At 67.7% G+C, this 20,415-nt stretch carries 25 protein-coding genes; 14 read left to right on the top strand and 11 right to left on the bottom strand.

Annotated features, from left to right (window positions below):
• Positions 1-75: 75 nt before the first annotated feature.
• The gene (locus AC5P7E_RS05350) at positions 76-915 is read left to right on the top strand and encodes an arylamine N-acetyltransferase family protein (RefSeq protein WP_049452087.1); all 840 of its coding nucleotides are present in this window, start codon (positions 76-78) and stop codon (positions 913-915) included.
• 65 nt (positions 916-980) lie between these two features.
• On the opposite strand, the gene AC5P7E_RS05345 is transcribed toward AC5P7E_RS05350, so the two are convergent.
• Genes AC5P7E_RS05345 through AC5P7E_RS05335 form a run of 3 tightly spaced genes read right to left on the bottom strand, consistent with a single transcriptional unit; the run spans position 981 to position 3,110 of the window.
• Positions 981-1,352 carry a VOC family protein gene (locus tag AC5P7E_RS05345; RefSeq protein WP_049452088.1) on the bottom strand — a complete coding sequence of 124 codons (372 nt, stop codon included), beginning with the start codon at positions 1,350-1,352 and terminating at the stop codon, positions 981-983.
• A gap of 22 nt (positions 1,353-1,374) precedes the next feature.
• Complete coding sequence (locus AC5P7E_RS05340) at positions 1,375-2,013, bottom strand: response regulator transcription factor (protein WP_114618280.1); 639 nt, start codon at positions 2,011-2,013, stop codon at positions 1,375-1,377.
• Positions 2,010-3,110, bottom strand: coding sequence for a sensor histidine kinase (locus AC5P7E_RS05335; RefSeq protein WP_114618281.1), 1,101 nt, complete (start codon positions 3,108-3,110; stop codon positions 2,010-2,012). Before AC5P7E_RS05335 ends, AC5P7E_RS05340 begins: the two co-directional genes overlap by 4 nt.
• A gap of 156 nt (positions 3,111-3,266) precedes the next feature.
• On the opposite strand from AC5P7E_RS05335, the gene AC5P7E_RS05330 reads away from it, so the two are divergent.
• The 3 genes from AC5P7E_RS05330 (at position 3,267) to AC5P7E_RS05320 (ending at position 6,018) form a co-directional block, all read left to right on the top strand.
• Positions 3,267-3,689, top strand: a complete 423-nt coding sequence (locus AC5P7E_RS05330) for a DUF2141 domain-containing protein (protein ID WP_012481398.1) — start codon at positions 3,267-3,269, stop codon at positions 3,687-3,689.
• 26 nt (positions 3,690-3,715) lie between these two features.
• Complete coding sequence (locus tag AC5P7E_RS05325; protein ID WP_114618282.1) at positions 3,716-5,239, top strand: carotenoid oxygenase family protein; 1,524 nt, start codon at positions 3,716-3,718, stop codon at positions 5,237-5,239.
• Between the two features lie 62 nt (positions 5,240-5,301).
• Complete coding sequence (locus AC5P7E_RS05320; RefSeq protein WP_049407119.1) at positions 5,302-6,018, top strand: ABC transporter substrate-binding protein; 717 nt, start codon at positions 5,302-5,304, stop codon at positions 6,016-6,018.
• A 31-nt stretch (positions 6,019-6,049) separates the two neighbouring features.
• On the opposite strand, the gene AC5P7E_RS05315 is transcribed toward AC5P7E_RS05320, so the two are convergent.
• Complete coding sequence (locus AC5P7E_RS05315; RefSeq protein ID WP_005411241.1) at positions 6,050-6,949, bottom strand: LysR substrate-binding domain-containing protein; 900 nt, start codon at positions 6,947-6,949, stop codon at positions 6,050-6,052.
• 98 nt (positions 6,950-7,047) lie between these two features.
• Here AC5P7E_RS05315 and AC5P7E_RS05310 point away from each other — a divergent pair, with 98 nt between their 5' ends.
• The gene (locus AC5P7E_RS05310) at positions 7,048-7,191 is read left to right on the top strand and encodes a hypothetical protein (RefSeq protein WP_165931257.1); all 144 of its coding nucleotides are present in this window, start codon (positions 7,048-7,050) and stop codon (positions 7,189-7,191) included.
• Between the two features lie 7 nt (positions 7,192-7,198).
• Here AC5P7E_RS05310 and AC5P7E_RS05305 read toward each other — a convergent pair whose 3' ends face one another.
• Both AC5P7E_RS05305 and AC5P7E_RS05300 read right to left on the bottom strand, forming a co-directional pair.
• Complete coding sequence (locus AC5P7E_RS05305) at positions 7,199-7,765, bottom strand: GIY-YIG nuclease family protein (protein ID WP_033834050.1); 567 nt, start codon at positions 7,763-7,765, stop codon at positions 7,199-7,201.
• A 42-nt stretch (positions 7,766-7,807) separates the two neighbouring features.
• On the bottom strand, positions 7,808-9,361 hold the full coding sequence (locus tag AC5P7E_RS05300; protein WP_049452103.1) for an alkaline phosphatase: 1,554 nt from the start codon (positions 9,359-9,361) through the stop codon (positions 7,808-7,810).
• A gap of 121 nt (positions 9,362-9,482) precedes the next feature.
• Between AC5P7E_RS05300 and AC5P7E_RS05295 the strand changes: the two genes are divergently transcribed.
• Positions 9,483-10,277 carry a D-alanyl-D-alanine carboxypeptidase family protein gene (locus tag AC5P7E_RS05295; RefSeq protein WP_197590553.1) on the top strand — a complete coding sequence of 265 codons (795 nt, stop codon included), beginning with the start codon at positions 9,483-9,485 and terminating at the stop codon, positions 10,275-10,277.
• Positions 10,278-10,290: 13 nt separating this feature from the next.
• Here AC5P7E_RS05295 and AC5P7E_RS05290 read toward each other — a convergent pair whose 3' ends face one another.
• Together AC5P7E_RS05290 and AC5P7E_RS05285 are read right to left on the bottom strand one after the other, a co-directional pair.
• Positions 10,291-10,884, bottom strand: a complete 594-nt coding sequence (locus AC5P7E_RS05290) for a TetR/AcrR family transcriptional regulator (protein WP_005411246.1) — start codon at positions 10,882-10,884, stop codon at positions 10,291-10,293.
• Positions 10,885-10,900: 16 nt separating this feature from the next.
• On the bottom strand, positions 10,901-11,497 hold the full coding sequence (locus AC5P7E_RS05285; RefSeq protein ID WP_049418037.1) for an NAD(P)H-dependent oxidoreductase: 597 nt from the start codon (positions 11,495-11,497) through the stop codon (positions 10,901-10,903).
• A gap of 126 nt (positions 11,498-11,623) precedes the next feature.
• Here AC5P7E_RS05285 and AC5P7E_RS05280 point away from each other — a divergent pair, with 126 nt between their 5' ends.
• The gene (locus tag AC5P7E_RS05280; protein ID WP_099561444.1) at positions 11,624-12,166 is read left to right on the top strand and encodes a hypothetical protein; all 543 of its coding nucleotides are present in this window, start codon (positions 11,624-11,626) and stop codon (positions 12,164-12,166) included.
• A gap of 33 nt (positions 12,167-12,199) precedes the next feature.
• Here the strand turns inward: AC5P7E_RS05280 and AC5P7E_RS05275 are convergent, their stop codons facing one another.
• Positions 12,200-13,027, bottom strand: coding sequence for an isocitrate lyase/PEP mutase family protein (locus AC5P7E_RS05275; RefSeq protein WP_065183227.1), 828 nt, complete (start codon positions 13,025-13,027; stop codon positions 12,200-12,202).
• Between the two features lie 166 nt (positions 13,028-13,193).
• On the opposite strand from AC5P7E_RS05275, the gene AC5P7E_RS05270 reads away from it, so the two are divergent.
• The 4 genes from AC5P7E_RS05270 to accC all read left to right on the top strand — a co-directional run bounded on the left by AC5P7E_RS05270 (position 13,194) and on the right by accC (position 16,668).
• Positions 13,194-13,922 (top strand): DOPA 4,5-dioxygenase family protein, encoded by a 729-nt coding sequence (locus AC5P7E_RS05270; protein WP_049418041.1) that lies wholly within the window; start codon positions 13,194-13,196, stop codon positions 13,920-13,922.
• Between the two features lie 385 nt (positions 13,923-14,307).
• Complete coding sequence (aroQ, locus tag AC5P7E_RS05265; protein ID WP_005411251.1) at positions 14,308-14,751, top strand: type II 3-dehydroquinate dehydratase; 444 nt, start codon at positions 14,308-14,310, stop codon at positions 14,749-14,751.
• Between the two features lie 59 nt (positions 14,752-14,810).
• Positions 14,811-15,290, top strand: coding sequence for an acetyl-CoA carboxylase biotin carboxyl carrier protein (accB, locus tag AC5P7E_RS05260; RefSeq protein WP_005411252.1), 480 nt, complete (start codon positions 14,811-14,813; stop codon positions 15,288-15,290).
• Between the two features lie 10 nt (positions 15,291-15,300).
• Positions 15,301-16,668, top strand: a complete 1,368-nt coding sequence (accC, locus tag AC5P7E_RS05255) for an acetyl-CoA carboxylase biotin carboxylase subunit (protein ID WP_005411253.1) — start codon at positions 15,301-15,303, stop codon at positions 16,666-16,668.
• A gap of 97 nt (positions 16,669-16,765) precedes the next feature.
• Here the strand turns inward: accC and AC5P7E_RS05250 are convergent, their stop codons facing one another.
• Positions 16,766-17,140 (bottom strand): hypothetical protein, encoded by a 375-nt coding sequence (locus AC5P7E_RS05250; RefSeq protein WP_114618284.1) that lies wholly within the window; start codon positions 17,138-17,140, stop codon positions 16,766-16,768.
• Positions 17,137-18,102, bottom strand: coding sequence for a hypothetical protein (locus AC5P7E_RS05245; protein ID WP_032967023.1), 966 nt, complete (start codon positions 18,100-18,102; stop codon positions 17,137-17,139). The genes AC5P7E_RS05250 and AC5P7E_RS05245 overlap by 4 nt, the downstream gene beginning before the upstream one ends.
• A gap of 165 nt (positions 18,103-18,267) precedes the next feature.
• On the opposite strand from AC5P7E_RS05245, the gene prmA reads away from it, so the two are divergent.
• The 3 genes from prmA (at position 18,268) to fis (ending at position 20,388) form a co-directional block, all read left to right on the top strand.
• Positions 18,268-19,188 (top strand): 50S ribosomal protein L11 methyltransferase, encoded by a 921-nt coding sequence (gene prmA, locus AC5P7E_RS05240; protein ID WP_012481409.1) that lies wholly within the window; start codon positions 18,268-18,270, stop codon positions 19,186-19,188.
• 42 nt (positions 19,189-19,230) lie between these two features.
• Positions 19,231-19,998, top strand: a complete 768-nt coding sequence (locus AC5P7E_RS05235; RefSeq protein ID WP_114618285.1) for a DUF3426 domain-containing protein — start codon at positions 19,231-19,233, stop codon at positions 19,996-19,998.
• 114 nt (positions 19,999-20,112) lie between these two features.
• The gene (fis, locus tag AC5P7E_RS05230) at positions 20,113-20,388 is read left to right on the top strand and encodes a DNA-binding transcriptional regulator Fis (RefSeq protein ID WP_005419706.1); all 276 of its coding nucleotides are present in this window, start codon (positions 20,113-20,115) and stop codon (positions 20,386-20,388) included.
• Positions 20,389-20,415: the final 27 nt, after the last annotated feature.

The following is a 20,415-nucleotide window of genomic DNA, read 5'->3' as shown; positions in this document are numbered from 1 at the left end:
GACACGGCCACCGCGCTTGACCTCAACCCCGGTTTGGGGAACACAGTGGACGCCCCTCCCCCGCCCGCTGCCTCCATGACGACGCTCGATGTCCCCCGCTACCTGCAGCGCCTGCAGCTGGATGCACCGCCACCGCGGACCCTGGCCGGCCTGACCCTGCTGCAGCAGCGCCACAACGCACTGCTGCCCTTCGAGACACTCAGCTGCCTGCTGCGCGATGCGGTGCCGATCGACCTGGACAGCGTGCAGCGCAAGCTGCTCGACGAGCGCCGCGGTGGTTACTGCTTCGAACTCAATGGCGGGTTGCTGGCGCTGCTGCAGGCATTGGGCTTCGATGCGCAGCCATTGAGCGCGCGGGTACTGCTGGCCGCCCAGGACGGCGAACTGACCGCGCGTACCCACCTGCTGCTGCGCGTGAACGTAGACAGCGACGATTGGCTGGTGGATGCCGGTTTCGGCAGCCTGACCCCGACCGTGCCGCTGCGCCTGCATGATCCGCAGCCGCAGGCCACGCCGCACGAACGCTTTCTGCTGCAGCGCCTGCCCGACGAGGGTGATTTCGTGCTGTCGGCCGAGTCCAACGATGGTTGGCGGGCGATGTATCGGTTCGACCTGCAGGCGCCGGCACCGATCGACAACGTGGTGGGCAACTGGTACGTGTGCACCCATCCCGATTCCAGTTTCCCCGGGCAGCTGCGCGCGTCGCTGACCGGGCCGGACTGGCGCCGCACCATCGGCAGCGGCAACTACACCGAGTATCGCGCCGGGCAGGCACCGGACAAGCGCCCGCTGCATGATGTGGGGGATGTGCGTGCCGTGCTGCAACAGCGCTTCGGCATGCAGCTACCGGACGACCCGCGACTGGACCCGGCCATCAATGACTGGCTGCAGCGCTCGCGCGCCGCGACCTTGTAGGGCCGAGCCCATGCTCGGCTGAACTGGAGCGGGTGGGCCAACAGCAGCCGAGCGTGGTCTCGGCTCTACAGAGCTGCGCGCGCCTGCAGCGCAATGCGGTTACCTTCGCTGTCGCGGATCTCGGCCACGCGCCAGTCGCCCGCATCGGCGGGTCCGAAGCGCAGCTCGGCGCCCGCTTGCAGTGCTCGCTCCAGGCTCGCATCCAGGTCATCGACGCCGATGTAGACGCGCGCCCCCTGTTCGGAAGGCCGGTAGTCCGCGCCGTGCACCAGCGCAATGCTGGCACCGGCGGCCTCATCAGAGAACGGCAGGTAGGCCATCCGGCAGTCGTGCAGCACGACAGGTTCGTCCACCGCGACCTGCAGCCACCGCTGGTAGAACGTGATGGCACGGTCCAGGTCACTGGCCGGGATTTCCACATGCAGGATCGGGTTCACTGGCACTCCTTGCTCGGTCCACTCAGATGATGCGCAGGGTAATCGCCTTCAGCACTGCACGGGTGCGATCGCGGGTGCCCAGCTTGTCGAGTATGGCGGACACGTAGTTCTTCACCGTGCCCTCGGCCAGGAACAGGCTGCGCGCGATCTCCTTGTTGCTGTAGCCACCGGCCAGCAAGCGCAGGATCGCCACCTCGCGTTCCCCGAAGGTATCGGTGGGCGGTGCTTCATCGTGGAAGCGGTAGCGGGCGCGTACCGGCTCGGTGCTGACCGGCAGCAGCAGGGTTTCGCCAGCGGCGACGCGCTCGATCGCCTCGCGCAGGTCTGCGGGTGCGGCGTCCTTGAGCAGGAAGCCCTGTGCGCCGGCCTCGCTGGCACGCAGCAGCAGATCACTTTCATCAAAGGTCGTCAGCAGCAGCCACGGCGTGGCATCGCCGCGCGCGCGCAGCTGGCGCACTGCCTCGATGCCGTCCATCCCGGGCATGCGGATGTCACTGAGCACAACATCCACGCGCTGGGTGGACAGCGCGTCCAGCAACGCCTGGCCCTCCTCGGCCTCCAGCGCCACGTCCACGCCCAACCCCTGCAACAACGCACGCAGCCCGGCGCGGACCAGCGCCTGGTCGTCGGCCAGGGCAACACGGATCTCGCTGCCGTTCATGCCGGCACCCAGGCGGTCAGGTGCATGCCGCCCTGTGCGGTGCGGGCCAGTTGCAACTGGCCACGCACTGTGGCCAGGCGCTCACGCATGCCGGCGATGCCGTTGCCCTCGCGGATACGCTCGGCGCGCTGGCCGTCGTCACGGATGTCGATACGCAACCGGGAATCCTCCTCGTTGATCGTCAGCCATACGGTGTCTGCGTTGCCATGCCGGGCGGCATTGGTCAGCGCTTCCTGTACCAGGCGCAGCACGGTCTCGGCCATCAGCGGGTCAACCACGCGCACGCACTCGCCGATCTGCAGCTGCAGCTTCGGGCGCGGGAACGGCGCGGCCAGCGCGTGCAATGCGGTGGCCAGATCGAGGCCGCGATCATCGCGCATCGATTGCACCACCTGGCGGATGTCGGCCAGCAACTCGCCGGACAGCTGCTCGGCCAGCACCAATCCTTCGCGCTTGGCCAGCACAGGGTCGGCCGCAAGGGCACGCAGGTTCAAGCGCATCGCCGTGAGCTTGTGCCCGGCCACATCGTGCAGTTCGCGGGCCAGTCGCAGGCGCTCGGCGTCGCGTGCACTGTCGGCCAGCAGCGCGCGGGTAGCCAGCAGGTCGGCATTGACGCGGGCCAGGTCATCGCGGGCCAGCGCCGTGCTGCGGGCATAGTGTGCGGTCAGTGCGGCAAAGGCCTGGAAGCCGCCATAGAGCAGCACCACCAGCAGCGGCTGGCTGAAGCCGCTGTAGCGCAGCACGAGATACATGGCGAGGTTGGCCAGCAGTGCAACAGCCAGCACGAAGCGCGGTGGCCAATGCTCGGCCAGCTGCGCCACCAGCACCACCAGCAGTACCGGTGCGGTGCCGGTACGCGGCTGCAGCGCAACCAGCACGACCGCCAGCAACGCCTGCAACACCGCCGCGACAGCGCGCACGCGGGATGGCACCGACGCCCAGCCGTGCACCACGAACAGCAGCAGGAACACGGCAAGCAGCAGCAGGCTCAGCCCGGCACCGTTGCGCTGCACCGCGAATGACAGGCCCACCACCAGCACGGTGGCCAGGCCGGCGAGGCTGAGGGGACGCAACAGATGGCGGAACAGGCTGGGCATGGCCAGATGCTGACCGCCGCGCACGCCGGCGGCAATGGGTCCGGCGCAGAAAGTGACTTCTGGCACGTCGAATCGATGACCACTGGCCCTGAACCCGGTGCAGCGCCGCACGCAGACTGGCGCCACACCGCCACACACACTTCCGGAGCCACTGCCATGATCCGCACCGCCCTGCTCAGCACCGCCCTGACTGCCCTGGCCCTGGCCGGCAGTGCCCACGCCGCCGACCTGGCCGTGACCGTGCACGACGTCCGTGTGCAGACCGGCACCCTGCGCGTTGCGCTGGTCGACAGCGCCGCCGCCTGGGACGGCAAGGCCAGGCCCGTGCAGGCCCAGCAGGCGGCGCCCAGCGGCGACAGCGCCCACTTCACGTTCAAGGGTGTTCCGGCCGGCAGCTATGCCGTGCTGCTCACCCACGACGAGAACGACAACGGCAAGCTCGACACCAACCTGGTCGGCATGCCGGTGGAGGGCTACGGCTTCAGCAACAACCCGCAGGTGATGCGCAAGCCGACCTTCGACGAGGCGCGCGTCGACGTACCGGCCGCCGGCACCGCCATCGACATCACCCTGCGCTGATTCCTGCATCCAGACCCGAGGCCACCATGGACCGTCGCCGCTTCCTTCGTACCCTGCTCAGCAGCAGTGCCTGTCTGGCCCTGGGCACCACCGCGCTGCGCAGCGCTCCCGCCTTCGCCGGCGACCCGGCGCGGTTCGCGCAGGGCATGCAGGAACACCCGTGGCTGCTCGGCTGGCGCAGCGTCGGCAGCGAAAGCCTCGGCCCGGCCACCGTGCAGTTGCAGGGAAAGCTGCCGTCAGGCCTGGCTGGCACGCTGTACCGCAACGGTCCGGCGTGGACCGAGCGCGATGGCTTCCGCTACGACCACTGGTTCGACGGCGACGGCATGGTGCATGGCTGGCGCTTCAATGGTGATGGCAGCCTGACCCATCACGGGCGCATGGTCGCCACGCCGAAATTCACCCGTGAACAGAAGGCCGGCCGCTTCCAGTATCCGGCCGCCGGCACCAGCGTTCCCGGTGCGCTGGCGGTACGCAACAACGATGATGCCAACGTGGCCAACACCTCGGTGACGATGATCAATGGCCACCTGTTCGCCCTGTGCGAATCCGGTTCGGCGTTCGAAGTGGACCCGGATTCGCTGCAGACGCTTGGCCCTGTCACCTGGCGTCCGGACCTGGCGGCGCTGCCGTTCTCGGCGCACCCGCTGACCGACCACGACGGCAGCCTCTGGAACTTCGGCTCGATCAGCCTGATGGGGGGCCATGGCCTGCTGGTCTGGCACATCGGTGCGGACGGCCAGCTGCGCAGCGCCAATGTGATCGAAACACCCGAGCATGGCTACCTGCATGCCTTCGCGATGACCGACCAGCACCTGGTGTTCGTGATGATGCCGTTCGATTTCACCGGCGCAGGTGGCAGCTTCTTCGAGCGCATGCAGTTCGCACCGCAGCGTCCGGTGCGCATCGCGGTGGTCGCCAAGGATGCGCCGGACAAGGCGCAATGGTTCGAGGCCCCGTTCGCGGCGATCTACCACTTCGGCGACGCGTTCACCCGCGATGGCGGCATCGTGCTGCGCGCAGTGCGCCACGACGACATCAATGAGGCGCGCTCGCCGATGAAGGAAGCGATGGCCGGTGATGGCGCACACGCGGCCAACAGTGGCGCCAGCCTGGTCGAGCTGCATCTGGACCTGCGTCGTGGACAGGCCCGCTGGCAGACGTTGGGCATCAGCGCGGTGGAGTTCCCGTTGTTCGACCCGCGCTCGGCGAACACACGTGGCGCACGGCTGTATGCGCCGACCATCGACGGCACGGCCACTGCGCCGTACTTCAACGCGGCGGCCGCGTTCGAGATCGAGCACGGGCGCCGCCAGCTCTGGAACTACGGGGCGGACATCATGGCCGAAGAGCATGTGTTCGTACCGCGCCCGGGCAGCCGCAACGCCGATGACGGCTGGCTGATCGGCACCCTGCTCGATCCGGTGAACCAGCGCAGCGGTCTGGCCGTGCTGGATGCGCGCCGTGTGGATGACGGTCCGCTGGCCCAGGCGTGGCTGCCGTATGCGGTGCCACTGGGCTTCCACGGCACCTTCGCCGCGCGCGGCTGAGTCCACGCCACGCGGACACCGTTGTTGGCATGCTGGGTCTCCCCTGCCCCGTGGAGTCCTGCATGTCCCTGGCCGACCACCGACGTACGCTGGCACCGCACGGTTTCCTGCGCGTGGCGATCAACCTGGGCAACCCGGTGCTGGCACAGGGCGATGCGCGCTCACCGCGCGGCCCCTCGCTGGAACTGGCTACCGCGTTGGCGCAACGGATGGGGGTGCAGGCACGCTTCACCTGCCACGATGCCGCAGCCTCGGTGGTCGCCGCAGCGGGCGAAGACGGCTGGGATCTGGCCTTCCTGGCGATCGATCCGGCGCGTGCCGACCGCATCGCCTTCAGCGCTCCGTATGTGGAGATCGAAGGCACTTACCTGGTGCGCGAAGACAGCCCGGCGCAGCAAGTGGCCGACCTCGACCGCGACGGACTGCGCATCGCGGTGGGGCGTGGCGCGGCCTATGACCTGTTCCTGAGCCGGGAACTGCGCCATGCCACGATCGAGCGGGCGGACACCTCGGCAGCGGCCATCGCCCTGTTCGACCAGCACGGCCTGGATGCCGCCGCCGGTGTACGCCAGCCGCTGGCGGCCTGGGCGAAGGCACATCCCGGCCATCGGGTGCTGGCCGATCGCTTCACCGCGATCCAGCAGGCAGTGGCGGCACCGGCCTCACGCCCCGCCGATGCACTGCGGGCGCTGTTTGAGGAAGTGGAAGCGATCAAGGCGGGCCCGTTGCTGGAGGAAGCGTTCGCGCGTGCCGGGCAGGCGGTCACCCTGGTGCAGTGACTGCAGAGTCGAGATCGAGCACCGCGCGGCGTTACAGATGCGCGTCCGCCATGTGCTGCACATGCTCGGCGGCCTGCGCATGCAGCCAGTCGCGGAACGCGAGGAAGCCGCGATGGCTGGCCGAGCGCTGCGGGTACACCAGCCAATGCGGCCACGCCGTCTTCAGGCGCTGGCTGGACAGCGCGACCAGCTGGCCGGATTCCAGCAGCAGGCGTGCCCGGGTCACCCGGCCAAGGGCCACGCCTACGCCATCCAGTGCGGCGCGATGGTGCGCCTCCGAATCATCCAGCACCGCCACGAAGCGCGATGGCGGGCTCTGCCCGCTCAACGCGAACCAGGCGCCCCACGCGCCGTCGGGATCACCGAGCAGCGGCCACTGGGTCAGCGGTACACGGTCGATGCCCCCCATGCGCTCGATCAGCGCGGGGCTCGCCATCGGCACCAGCCACTCGTCGAACAGCGGTTCCACCACCAGGCCCGGCCATTGCCCGCTGCCCAGCCGCAGCGCGGCGTCGAACTGGCGCTGCCGCTCGAAATCAATCAGGCGCTCACTCGACTGCAGGTTGATCTCGATCTGCGGATGCTCAGCCACGAAGTGACCCAGGCGCGGCACCAGCCAGGCCGATGCCATCGATGGCACCGCACTGATCGTCAGCACGTGCTCGGCACGCGCGGCATAGGGCTGGAAGGCTTCGTTTATCGCATCCAGATGCGGCCCCACCTGCTCGAGCAGGCGCTGCCCCTCAAGGGTAAGGGTGATACCACGCGGCTGGCGGATCAGCAGCGGCTGCCCGAGCCGTTCTTCCAGCTGCCGCATCTGGTGGCTGAGCGCGCTGACGGTCAGGTTCATCGACGCCGCCGCGCGCGACAGGTTGCCAAGCCGGGCGGCAGCCACGAAGCCCTGGAGGGCATGGAGCGGAGGGCGGGACATAAGGCTTGAAATTCTCTCAAGTCATGCTTGCGGAAATGTCGCTTTTTGCCCGTCCATGCTGCCCGTATCGTGCAATCCACTCAAGTGGAGGCACGCTCATGAACATCTTCGGCGGCTTGTTGTTCCTGCAGGGCCACGTGGCCAGCGCCGAGCTGGCACGCCAGCTGGCCAGCCCATCCAGACCTGCCCCGCAGTGCGCGCGGCAACCGGCCGCGCCGGTTCAGCCGCCGCGAGCCCGTTGAACGCTCCTCAACCTGCATACCAGCGTTGGACGTGTTCAGGCAGCCATGGGATCGGATCGATGTCCAATGCCCGACAACCGTCGAGGGTGTCACGCAGCGCGCCCTCGCCGGGGCCACCGGGGATCCGCAGGCCTTCCTCTTCGGGAAGCTGCACCGCCGCCCAGTCGTGCAGCCGGTCCATGCGCAGGCGAAGCGCGGCTCGCAGCCATCCCTTCAGTGGATAACAGCGATAGCCCTGTTCGCCCAGGCCGGCAACCGCAAGCGACAAAGCGTGGTTGGCACCACGTACCCATTCGGTGCGGCCTCCAGCCTTGTCCTGGACCGTCATCGGCGCCGGAGCGCGGTGCGCCTTGAACGGCGAACGCAGCTGCAGCTCCAGATCCCGCGCATCGCGCTCGCTTTCCGCTTCCACCAGCGCACCGGCGTCGAGATCGAAGAACTCGAACCAACGCCGGTGCAATGCGCTGATGCGCCCAAGCGGATCACGTGAGAAACCAATCTTCGCGTAGTCTTCCCACGCACAGGGGAAGACGTAGGCGAAGACACGACCGTCGATGCGGATATCCGACTGCATGTACGCAGGCTGCCTCGACAACAGCCCGCGTGCAACCGGGCGTTACCGTGGACGCTGCAGCGCTTCCTGCACTGCGGCAGCCACGTCGGTATTGTCGATGTAGCTGCCGTCGTTCCAGCGCACGTGCTGACGGTAGCCGGCATCGACGCCCCGCACGCGCTTGCCCAGCAGCTCCGCGCCGGCGCCCCTGGCCCACAGCGGCACCAGCGCGTTGGAGTGGTTGCCGGTGGGGCGGAAGCTGATTCCGGGCATGCGGCCGCGACCGTTGTTGCGTACCGGCGCGAAAGCCACGTCCTGTGCATCCGGGCCCATCGGCATGCTGTTGTCGTGGTCGGTGGTGACGATCAACAGGTTGCGCTCCCAGCCACCGTTGCGCTCGATCCAGTCGACCACCGCCGCCACCGCGTCATTGAATTCCACGGTCTCTTCGATCAGCCGGCCATACTGCGGCTGATCGCTGCACTGGCCGTAATGCCATTCGGTGCCGCACGCACTGGTATGTGCGGCCCAGTCGGTGGCGCCGCCTTCCACCATCAGGTACAGCCCCTTGGACGAGCGCTGCTGCAGGAACTGCAGTGCGCCACGCGTCATGGTCGCCAGATCGGGCACGCTGTCGATCTTCCTCACTCCCGAAGGCGTGCCTGCATCCTTGCCCAGCACCTGCAGCTGGCGCGCCTGCTGCAGTGTGTTGGCCACGCGCGGTACACCGATCAGCGGCCGGTCGGCCGGCAACCGTCCCTGCGCCAGTGCGGCGAACGCTTCCTTGCTGCGGATCAGGCGCCACGGTCCCGCTGGATTGCCGCCGATGGTGCTGCCCGCTTCCAGCTGCTGCCAATCCTGCTGCGACACCCACTCCCATGGATTCGCACAGCCCTCCGCCTTCGCGGCGTCCGTACCTTCATGGCAGGCGCGGCCGTCGACGCTGTAGCCCGGGCCACCCGTGCCCATCACCAGGTCCATGTGGCCCTGCGCCAGCATCTGGTGTGCGATGGCGTGATAGTTGCTGCGCGATTCGTTCTGCGCCGCGAACGCGGCCGGCGTGGCATGCGCGAACGGCACCGAGGTGACCACGCCGGTGGCCATGCCCAGGCGCTTGGCGCGCAGCGTATTGAACTCGACCGGCTGGCCATCGTTGTTGAAGTTGATGGCGTTGTTGTAGGTCTTGATCCCCGAGGACAGCGCAGTGCCCGCCGCCGCACTGTCGGTAGCCACCGCGGCCAGGTACTGGTAGCCCGCAAAGGGCAGGTCCTGCGCAGGAACCGGCGCGTCATCCCAGGCCTTGCCCGGGTCGTAGCCAAGCGTCTGCGCGTTGTCACCGGTCGGCTGGCTGCTCGCGTTCAACGGAAAGGTGGTCACCGCCAGGCGCAGTGGGAAATCCGCATAGGGTGCGCCTTCACGGCTGCCGTACTGCCAGTAGGCGGCGGCGTCCCAGGTACCCCAGCCGGCACCGTCGTTGATCATCACGATCACATTGAGCGGACCGGCTTCGGCGCTGGAAACAGCCTCGGCGCGCAGGTTGGGCTGGCAGCCGCCAAGTGCGGCCAGCGCGAGCAGCAACGAAGAATGAAGCCAGCGGCGTGGAATGCGTGCAGTCATCGGATGTCCCGTCGGGCCATCGGCGGCCCACAATGACGATACGTTATATCGTTTCAATATTTCAGATTCGTGCAGTCGCCGCACACTATCCTCCTGGGTCCCCACTGCCATCGTCGCTTCCATGCCGTCTCCTGCTCCTGCGCGTGCACCGCTGTCGTCCATCACCCTCGATGCGGCAACTTTCGCGGTGATTCACCAGCACAACGCGGATATCGCCAGGCAGCCGGCCTCGCTGACCAAGCTGATGACCGCCTACGCGGCTTACGAATGTGTCGAGGAGCGCGGTCGCTCGTGGGGCGCCGAAGTCACCATCGCCGCCGGCGACGTGCATGCGGTCGCCGACGATGAAACGCGCATGGGCCTGGTGCCCGGCGAAACGGTCACGCTCGCGCGCCTGCTGGAAGGGTTGATGATCGTCTCCGGCAATGACGCGGCGCTGGCCATCGCGCGCCACCTGGACGGATCGCAGCCTGCGTTCCTGGAGCGCATGAACCGGCACGCACGCCAGCTCGGCCTGCGCAGCAGCTGGTTCGCCAGCGTCTCCGGCATCACCACGCCGCACCATGCGTCCAGCGCGCGCGACATGGCGGTGCTGGCCGCCTGCCTACTGAATGACCATCCGCAGATACTGGCAATCACCGCGCAGCGCGCGTTCGTGCATGGCAGCTTCAGCCGCAACAACCAGAATGCGCTGCTTGGCGATGACGGCGTGGATGGATTAAAGACCGGCTACACCCAGGCAGCAGGCTTCTGCCTGGCCGCCACCGCATGCCGGGCAGTGCCCGGGCGGGATCAGCCGGTACGCCTGATCACCGTGGTATTGGGTTCTGAAAGCCGCGACGCGCGCGACGCACGGGTGCGCGATCAGCTGGCGGCAGGATTCGCCACGCTGGCCAGCAGCACCGCCGGGGCCTGACGCCCGAAGCCGCTCAGCGCCGCTTGACCGTCGCCACGATCAGCCGCTGCAGCTCGGCCTCGGCGTTGGTCTTGTCCAGCGCACCTGCCGCCACGGCTTCGGACAGGGCTTCAGCCGCACCGAGAATCGCCCAGCGCCCAGCAAGTGGCACCGTGCCATCGGCGGCAAACGGACCCAGCCATGCGTCGCAGTTGTCGATGAAGTCCTGCTGGTAACGCCGTCGCACCTCGTGCAGTTCCGGCGCGCCCACCAGCGCGGCAAGGATGCCCTGCACTTCACTGCCCTGGCTGAGGATGCAGTCGATGTAGCCGGAGGCGATAGCCGCCGCACGGTCGGCCAGCTGCGCGCGGGCGCGGCCGATACGCTCGTGGAAGACCACCGTCTGCCGCCCGTCATAGTCATCGTAGAGCGCGGCCAGCAGGCCGTTGCGGGTCACGAAGTGATCGTAGGCCACCGGCTTGGTCACGCCCGCCGCCTCGGCCAGCCGTCCCAGCGTCAACGCGTCGGTGCCTTCTTCACCGACCAGCGCCCAGGCCACGTCCAGCAACTGGCGGGCGCGTTGCTCGCGGGTCAATCGGCGGCGCGTGGGAGCGGCGTTGGCGGGCATCGGCGGAACACGGCGATCAGCGCATCGGAGTGCCTATTTTACGGCCGATCGCCAGCGCGGTCTGCAGATGCGCTCCAGCCGCACCGGTATCGGCATCCAGCAGCAGGTCGGACGTCAGCACGCGTGCGCCACAGTAGTCGAAGATGCCCATGTCGATCTGCGTCTTCATCGCCGCATCGTAGCCGCGTCGTTCGACCATCGCTGCGTCGGCACCGCCCAGCCCCACCAGATGCACGTTCAGGCGCTGCAGCTTCTTCACCAGCTTGCCCTGCGCGTCCTGTGCGTAGGCCCATTCGTTGGTGAAGACACGGTCGATCCAGCCCTTCAGCAGTGCCGGGAACGACCACCAGTACAACGGGAACACCAGCACCAGCGTATCGGTGGCCTCCAGCCGTGCGTGCTCGGCGGCGATGTCGGCCGGTACCGCGCCGGTGCTGCGGAACAAGGCTTGGTCCTGGGCGTTGAAGCGCGGATCGAAGCCTTCGGCCATCAGATCGGCGTAGGCCACGGTGTTGCGGGCGTCGGCAGCATTGATGGCATCGCCGATGCGATGCGCCATCGCATGGGTCAGCGAACCGGGTTCAGGGTGGGCGATGACAATGAGGCTGTGCATGGGGGGTCTCCAGAAATCAATACCTACCAATAGTAAGTAGTGATTTTCGGGATACCAGCGCCATCGATGGGACGCTGTTTTCGCATCCACCGTATAGTGCGGCGGTGCCCTGTGAGACACCCGAACATGGATCGACGCCTGCCCCTGACGATGCTGATGCTGCTGTCGCTGTTGCTGTTGCTGTTGCTGCCATCCGCCTTCGCAGGTGAACTCAGTCCCAGTGATGCGAAGGCTCTGCGCGAAGATGTGCGCGCCATGATGGCTGCATACGCCCGCGGCGATGCGGACTTCCTCATCGAACGTACCCATCCCAGCCTCAAGCGACTGGCCGGCGGCGATGACGCCTTCCAGGCGATCACCCGTGATGCGTTGAAGAAGCAGCACAACGCCGGTGTAGTGATCATCAGCGAAGATGTAGGTGTGCCGACCCGGACCTATGCTGCCGGAGAGGAAGAAGTCTGCTTCGTGCCACGCCAATCCCTGATACGGGTGCGTGAAACCCCAATGCGCAGCACCACGTTCATGGTGGCCGTGCGCCGCGTTGGTGGTTCCGGCTGGACGTATCTGGATGGCACCGGGCTGCAGGGCAATCCAAACCTGCTTCGCCAACTGCTGCCAGCGCTGGAACCCGACGTGACCTTACCCAAGCGGGAGATCGAGGCGCTGTAGTCGCCGGCCCCTCCCGCCTTGCACGGCGTGGATCTAGCGGAACAGCGCGTTCAAGGCAGCCCCGGAGGCCGCCTGCTGCAGGCCATCGAAGCGTCCGTCCTGCACGATCGGCTGGGTCGCCTGCATCAGCCCGCCCCACGCGGCACGGGCGAGTGCGCCGCCCAGACTCACCCGGCGAATGCCGAGCGCGGCGATGTCCTGCAGGCTCAGCGACGTCGGTCCACCGACCAGCAGGTTCACCGGCTTCGACCCGGCAGCGGCGACCACCGCGCTGATCTGCTCGCGCGTGCTGATGCCAGGTGCATACAGCACGTCGGCACCGGCCTCTGCGTAGGCACGCAGGCGCTGCAGGGTGTCCTGCAGATCCGGCACGCCAACGAAGAAGTTCTCGGCGCGGCCGACCAGCAGCACGTCGCCACCCGCGCGGTCGATGGCTGCACGGGCAGCGCGCAGGCGCTCGACCGCCTGGTCGATCGGACGCAGCGGTGCATCGGCCACGCCGCTGGCATCCTCGATCGACAATGCTGCAATGCCGGTGTCGATCGCCGCGGCCACCGCCTCCTGCACCGCCTGCGGCGTGGCGCCGAAGCCATCACCGAAGTCGGCATTCAACGGCAATGGAGTCGCTGCCACCATCACGCGCAGATGCGCCAGCGTGGCCTGCAGCGAAACCGCTCCGTCCGGCCGCCCTTCGCTCCAGGCGCAGCCGGCGCTGGTGGTGGCCAGTGCCTGGAAGCCCTGCCGCTGCAGGTAGCGGGCACTGCCCACATCCCACGGGTTGGGCAGCACGAAGCAACCCTGCGCGTGCAGCTGGCGGAAGAACGCGCGCTTTTGCTGTGTGTCGGCATCGGGCGAGATCATGGAAGGGCTCCGGGGCGGCAGACCTGCACCCTAGCCCGCCCAGCGGCCACGCTCAACGACAACGGGGCGCACCTGCATGAGGTGATGCCCCCTGCTTATTGGACGCTGTGGATGCGGGTGCCCGAGCGTGCTTGCCTGCCCACACGATGCCGCCACGGAGCCCTTCATGCACCCGGACCCGCAGACCCTCACCGACGCCGGCGATGATGACGCCCACTGGGCCGACCTGCTTTCGCCGGCACGGCGCCGCCTGATCGCTTCGGCGGGTCTGGCCGCTGGCGGCCTGGCCAGTGCCTCGACCACCGCCGCAGCACCGCGCGGCAACGACGCGGTGAACACCACCGAGCCTGGCCGCCCCGGCTTCCGTGCCATCGTGCCGCCAGCACCGGAAGGGCGCAGCCCCTGGGGCCAGGCCACGGCCAGCGAACCGACCCCGCGCCCGGCCAGCGTGCGTCCCGGCGAGGCCACCCTGCCCGTGACCCCACGCGCCTACACCGACATCAAGAGCTATCACGCGCACATCTACTTCGACGAGGACAGCTTCGAGAAGGCTGCGCTGCTGCGGCGCTGGGCGGCCGAGCGCTTCCCGGTGGAGCTGGGCAACTGGAACCTGGAACCACGCGGGCCGCACGTCACCCCGTCGTTCTACTTCGGCTTCACCAACGACCTGCTGCCGGTGCTGGTGCCCTGGCTGCAGCTCAACAGCCTGGGCCTGACCATCCTGATCCACCCCAATACCGGTGATGGCCGCGCCGACCACCTGTATTACGCGTTGTGGGTAAACCGCGCGCAGCCGGTGAATGCCTACAACTGGCCGGCACCGAAGCCTGGAGAACGGGAACCGCTGGAAGAGGTGTTCCCGAACGTGGTGCCGACGGTGCCGCTGGAGACGTGAGCGGGGGCGTGGCGGGGGGCAGTAGGCGTGCGGCGCACCTTGGGCTGCCCCTCGGTGGGTGCTTAGCGTGCTGCGTACCGAACGTCCTCCATCCACGCATCGCGTGGATCTATTGAATGGTGGCCTCATCCGCGCGTGGCGTGGATCTACTGCAGCACCACCCATGACAGCATCAGCCCTGCCCATGCCTGCCGCCATCGTCGGCCTACGTGCATGCATCCCCGGCCTGCGAGCCATTCAGCGCGCCTTGATCCAGCGCCCGCCATACGGCCACAAGCGCTCCGGCAGATTTCAAACGTTCGATTGAAACGCTGCAAACTTCGCCGAACTGGACAGCATCCGCCGGTTCCGCCAGACTGCCGCCCTTTCCCGTCTTCCGGATCCCATGGCGAAGCTGCTGGTCCTGCACGGCCCCAACCTCAACCTGCTCGGCACACGCGAGCCGGAGGTCTACGGCCACACCACGCTGGCCGACATCGACCAGGCCCTGGCCAGCCAGGCATCGGCCGCCGGGCACGCGGTGGAGAGCCTGCAGTCCAACGCCGAGCATGTGCTGGTGGACCGCGTGCAGGCCGCGCGCGACGACGGAACCGCTTTCATCCTGATCAACCCCGCCGCCTTCACCCACACCTCGGTTGCCCTGCGCGATGCGCTGGCCGCGGTGGCGGTGCCGTTCATCGAGATCCACCTGTCCAACCCGCATACCCGCGAACCGTTCCGCCAGCACAGCTACTTCAGTGACAAGGCGGTGGGCGTGGTGTGCGGCTTCGGTGCCGACAGCTACCGCTACGCGATGGACGCGGCGCTGCTGCGGGTATCCGCCACCTGATTGTCGACCCGGGCGCCCACGGCGCTCTCCTCACCTAGATAGAAACCAAAGAGGCCCTCATGGATCTGCGCAAAATCAAGAAGCTGATCGACCTGCTGGAAGAGTCGAACCTGGCTGAAATCGAAATCAAGGAAGGCGAAGAGTCGGTGCGCCTGTCGCGTGCCCCGGTGGCCGGCTATGCCGCCCCGGTCGCCGCCCCGGTGTACGCCGCTCCGGCCGCCCCGGCACCGCAGGCAATGCCGATGCAGTCGCCAACCGAAGCCTCCACCGGCGGTACCGCCAAGCCGGGCCCTGCACTGCCGGAAGGCCACGTGCTGCGCTCGCCGATGGTCGGCACCTTCTACGCGTCGTCCGCACCGGACAAGCCGGCCTTCGTCACCGTTGGGCAGCAGGTCAAGGAAGGCGAGACCCTGGCCATCATCGAAGCAATGAAGATGTTCAACCCGATCGAAGCCGACACGTCCGGCACCATCGTCGCCATCCTCGGCGAGAACGGCCAGCCGGTGGAATTCGACCAGCCGCTGTTCGTGATCGGCTGAGGGGCACGCCATGCTCGACAAAGTCGTCATCGCCAACCGAGGGGAGATCGCGCTGCGCATCCTGCGCGCGTGCCACACCCTCGGCATCCGCACGGTGGCCGTGCATTCCACGGTCGACCGCAACCTCAAGCATGTGGCCATGGCCGACGAGTCGGTCTGCATCGGCCCGGCGCCGTCGCCGCAGAGCTACCTCAACATTCCGGCGCTGATCGCCGCCGCTGAAGTCACCGACGCGCAGGCGATCCATCCCGGTTACGGCTTCCTGTCGGAGAACGCCGACTTCGCCGAGCGCGTGGAAGAATCCGGCTTCATCTTCATCGGCCCCAAGGCTGACACCATCCGCATGATGGGCGACAAGGTCGAAGCCATCCGCGCGATGAAGTCGGCCGGCGTGCCGTGCGTGCCCGGTTCGGGCGGCCCGCTGGGCGATGACATCGTCGCCAACACCAAGATCGCCCGTGAGATCGGCTACCCGGTCATCATCAAGGCGGCCGGTGGCGGTGGCGGTCGCGGCATGCGCGTGGTGCATGCCGAGGCCTCGTTGAAGACCTCGATCGAAACCACCAAGAGCGAGGCCAAGGCCGCGTTCGGCAATGGCGAGGTCTACATGGAGAAGTTCCTGGAGAACCCGCGCCACGTGGAAATCCAGGTGCTGGCCGACGGCCAGGGCAACGCCATCCACCTGGGTGAGCGCGACTGCTCGATGCAGCGCCGCCACCAGAAGGTGGTGGAAGAAGCACCGGCACCGGGCATCACCGCCGAACAGCGCGAGCAGATCGGCAAGGTCTGCACCGAAGCCTGCGTGCGCATCGGCTACCGCGGCGCCGGCACCTTCGAGTTCCTGTACGAAGACGGCCGCTTCTACTTCATCGAGATGAACACCCGCATCCAGGTGGAACATCCGGTCACCGAAATGGTCACCGGCATCGACCTGGTGGCCGAGCAGCTGAAGATCGCCGCCGGCCAGAAGCTGTCGATCAAGCAGAGCGACGTGGTGCTGACCGGCCACGCGATCGAGTGCCGCATCAACGCCGAAGACGCCGAAACCTTCGTGCCGAGCCCGGGCACCATCACCGGCTTCCATCCGCCGGGTGGCCCCGGCGTGCGCGTGGATACCCACATCTACAGTGGCTACCGCGTGCCGTCGAACTACGACTCGATGATCGGCAAGCTGATCGTGCACGGCCCGGACCGCGAAACCGCCATCGCCCGCATGCGGGTGGCGCTGAGCGAGATGGTGGTCGACGGCATCAAGACCAACATCGCCCTGCAGCAGCGGATCATGCGCGACAAGGGCTTCCAGGCCGGTGGCCAGAACATCCACTACCTGGAAAAGCGTCTTGCCGAGCGCAAGAACAAGCCGATCGCACTGACCTGATCGGCAGCAGGTACTGGACATGAAAAGGGCGGGGATATCCCCGCCCTTTTTCCATTGCCGTAGAGCCGAGCGTGGGCTCGGCTCTACGGCAGGTGCATCAGCGCTTGTCGGCAGCTTCGGCCGGGATCTGCGAATTCGCCAGCGGGCGTACACCATTGGGCGAGCTCGGGTCGACGATCACCATCGTCTCGGTGGACCCATCGGGCCACACCACCTGGAAGGTACTGCCTGCCGGCAACGATGCGAACGGCATGCCGCTCTGCGCGCGATAGACCGCAGCGACCTGGCTGGCACCCACGCGGCGCACATCTTCCTGCGACTTCACCGTGGTCAGTTCCACTTTCGACAGATGCCGGTAACGATCTTCATAGGTGTCGATCATCAACAGCCCGACCGCGCCGGCCGAATAGGCCACGAACAGTGCCACCCAGAACCAGAACTTGGCCCCATGCAGGAATCGACGGTAGTTCATTGCCCGCCCCTCTTTCCAACCAATCGCTTGATCCACTGCTTCATTTTCCCCGCACCTTGCCGCGAAACCGCAGCGTCATACACGAAATCCCGGAAATCCTGCGTCCCATCCTGCGAACAGATCCCTCCATTCGCGCAAAAACTGTTGACCAGCACGCTGTCGGCACCACACGGTAGACCGAGCTCGCAGGCCGCAACCCGCCACGCCAGTTCACTGAGCTGTTCTCCCGCCACCAGGCCAGTGAGCGCCTGGTCGCCCGCCGCGCGCACGCCCATGCCCGGTGCAATGGCCATGAAGGCCTCCGGATCGCGCGATGTGCGCACCCGCTCGACCAGGTCACGGCGGTACTCGGGGCTGTCATTCAGCGGCTCGCCTTCGGCAAACAGCGATGCTTCCGCTGCGAGGTTGCCCTGCGTGGCTGCCTTGCGGCGCTCGGCCAGCACCAGCGCGGACCCCAGCTTGTCGCCCGGCACGAAGCCGCCACAGCGCTGCGCCACGCGCTCGCGCGCCTGCACCATCGCCGGTGCAGCGGTCAGGCCCAGCCCGGCCAGCACATTGTTGTCCAACCGATAACCGCCTGGATCGATGGCGTACTGCGCGCAGTAGTCGTAGACCCGGCTGAGCATCCAGCGCGCCTCGTGATTGCCGTCGTCGGCCTGCACGCGCAGGCGCTGCGCATAGGCGTACAGATCGGTGGCATCCTCGATGTCCGCGCGCAGGTCCAGCGGCAGGCCCGAAGGCAGCGCGTTGCCGCGCTCGAACGCCGCCAGGCGACGCGCCAACGCTTCCGGCACGACCGGCAGGGGCGCCGCATCGTCCGCCGCAACCTGCGCCGTCGGCAGTTCGCCTGCGGTCACCGGTACCGACCCGGCATGGCCGCTGGCCCGATACCCGGCCACGCCCAGCACGGCCACCGCCGGCAGCACGAGCAACCAGGTTTTAAGGGTCGGAGCAAAGGCCATTGGCGGCAGTGAGCGTTCATGGCGCACAGGAAAGCAGCAAGTTTAGCAAGGCCCGCCAGGCCTGTCTGAATCGGTTCCGTTCATCTCCGAACGGCATCTCAGGCAATACGGAGACGCTCCGATGGTCTAGCATGGCCCCCTTTCCCGCGATTGCCTCCCACCGCCATGCCGTTCCTGGAACTGACCCTGCGTTGCACCGAAGCTACCCAGCCCCGCTATGAGAATGCGCTGGAGGATGTCGGCGCACTGGCCGTCACGCTGCTTGATGCCGAGGCCGATACCAGCAACGAACAGGCCATTCTCGAGCCGGGCGTGGGCGAGACCCCGCTATGGGACACCCTGGTGCTGAGCGCGCTGTTTCCCGCCGACAGCAACGCATTGCTGCTGCTGGCCGCGCTGGAGGCGTTCGACCCGGAACTGGACTGGAGCAGCGGCAGTTTCCGCGCGGTCGAGGACGAGGACTGGGAACGCGCCTGGCTGGACCAGTTCCAGCCGATGGCTTTCGGCAGCCGCACCTGGATCGTGCCGTGGAACCATGAACTGCCGGAGGCCGCACAGGCTGCCGACGCCGCCGTGGTGCGGCTGGACCCGGGCCTGGCGTTCGGCTCGGGCACCCACCCGACCACCGCGCTCTGCCTGCGCTGGCTGGACCAGCTGGCCGTGGATGGCCTGCTGCAGGGCCAGCGCGTGCTCGACTTCGGCTGCGGCTCCGGCATCCTTGCGCTTGCCGCGCTGAAGCTGGGCGCCGCTGAGGCCATCGGCGTGGACAACGATCCGCAGGCCCTGGTCGCCACCGCCGACAATGCCGAGCGCAACGGCGAGCAGGCGCGCATGCACGTGTACCTGCCGCCGGACGAACCGGTCGCCACCTACCCGATCGTGGTCGCCAACATCCTCGCCTCGGCACTGGACGCGTTGGCCGAGCTGCTGGCCGCGCGCGTGGCTGCCGGCGGCCGTATTGCCCTGTCCGGCATCCTGCACGGCCAGGAAGGTGAACTGCTGCAGCGCTATGCCGAATGGTTCGACGACCTGCAGGCGACCCAGGATGGCGACTGGATGCGCATCACCGGCGTGCGCCGCGCCTGATCGTGGTTGAATGACTGCTGGATCCGAGCCCGCACCCTGAGCATGTCCGAGCCGAACCCACCGCGACGCCCTCTGGCAACCTTCCTGCGCACCGCCCCGGAAGGTTCGCCCGTGCCTGCGACCGATGCGCGCACGCAGGCCCCGGAAGAACACGCGTCGCCTGCCATGCAGGTGCCAGCCGGGCCCGCCGAAGCGGCGCATGTGGCGGCGGAGATGCAACACGACGATGCGCCTGTCATCGTTGATGACATTGCGGCCATCGCGTCGGCACCGGTTGCAGTGCCGGCGACGACGGCCGCCGTTGACGCGCCGAGTTTCCTTGGCAGTGCGCGCCCCCGCGGCCTGCCGGCACCGCGCTGGCACTGGCTGCTGGTTGCAGGGCTGGCGCTGCTGCTGGTGCTGCAGAGCGTGCTGGCCGACCGTGCGCGGCTGGCCGCCGACGCTGGCAACCGTGCTTGGCTGGGCACGCTCTGCGGCCTCCTGCGCTGCAGCCTGCCGGCCTGGCATGAACCCACCGCCTTCACCATGACCAGCCGCGAGATCCGGCCGCTGCCCGGGCAGGCCGGCGTGCTGCAGGTGCAGGCCAGCATCCGCAACGACGCACGCTGGGCACAGGCCTGGCCGGACCTGCGCCTGTCACTGTCCGATGCTGATGGCCGGGTGATCGGCAGCGGTGTGTTCACGCCTGCGCAGTACCTTGGCGAGAACCCCGGCGCCGCCCTGCTGGAACCGGGCCAGAGCGCGCGCGTCGCCTTCCGTGTGCAGGAGCCCGCCGCATCCACCGTCGCATTCACCTTCGACTTCCTCTGAACGTGAAAAGGCGACCGGCCGTGGCAGGCCGGGCACGCTCGCGCTAGACTGGCCGCCACCACCTCGTCCGGCCGCGCGCACCGCGCGCACGGGCCCACCGAATCGGGAACCCCCTTGAACGCTGTCCTCTCTCGTCCTGACAACAGTCGTGGCGCTCCCCGGCCACCGCTGCGTGAACATGTCGCCCAATCCGTGCGCCGTTACCTGCGTGACCTCGATGGCTGCGACGCGGACGATGTCTACGAGATCGTGCTGCGCGAGATGGAGATCCCGCTGTTCGTGGAAGTGCTCAACCACTGCGAAGGCAACCAGAGCCGCGCCGCCGCGATGCTGGGCATCCACCGTGCCACCCTGCGCAAGAAGCTGAAGGAATACGGCATCAGCGCGTAAACGCGCACGGGTAGTGCCGGCCGCTGG

The organism is Stenotrophomonas sp. YJH_SMC_25, from assembly GCF_059369595.1.
Note: the sequence above shows the minus strand (reverse complement) of the source record. Positions and strands in the feature narration are given on the sequence as shown.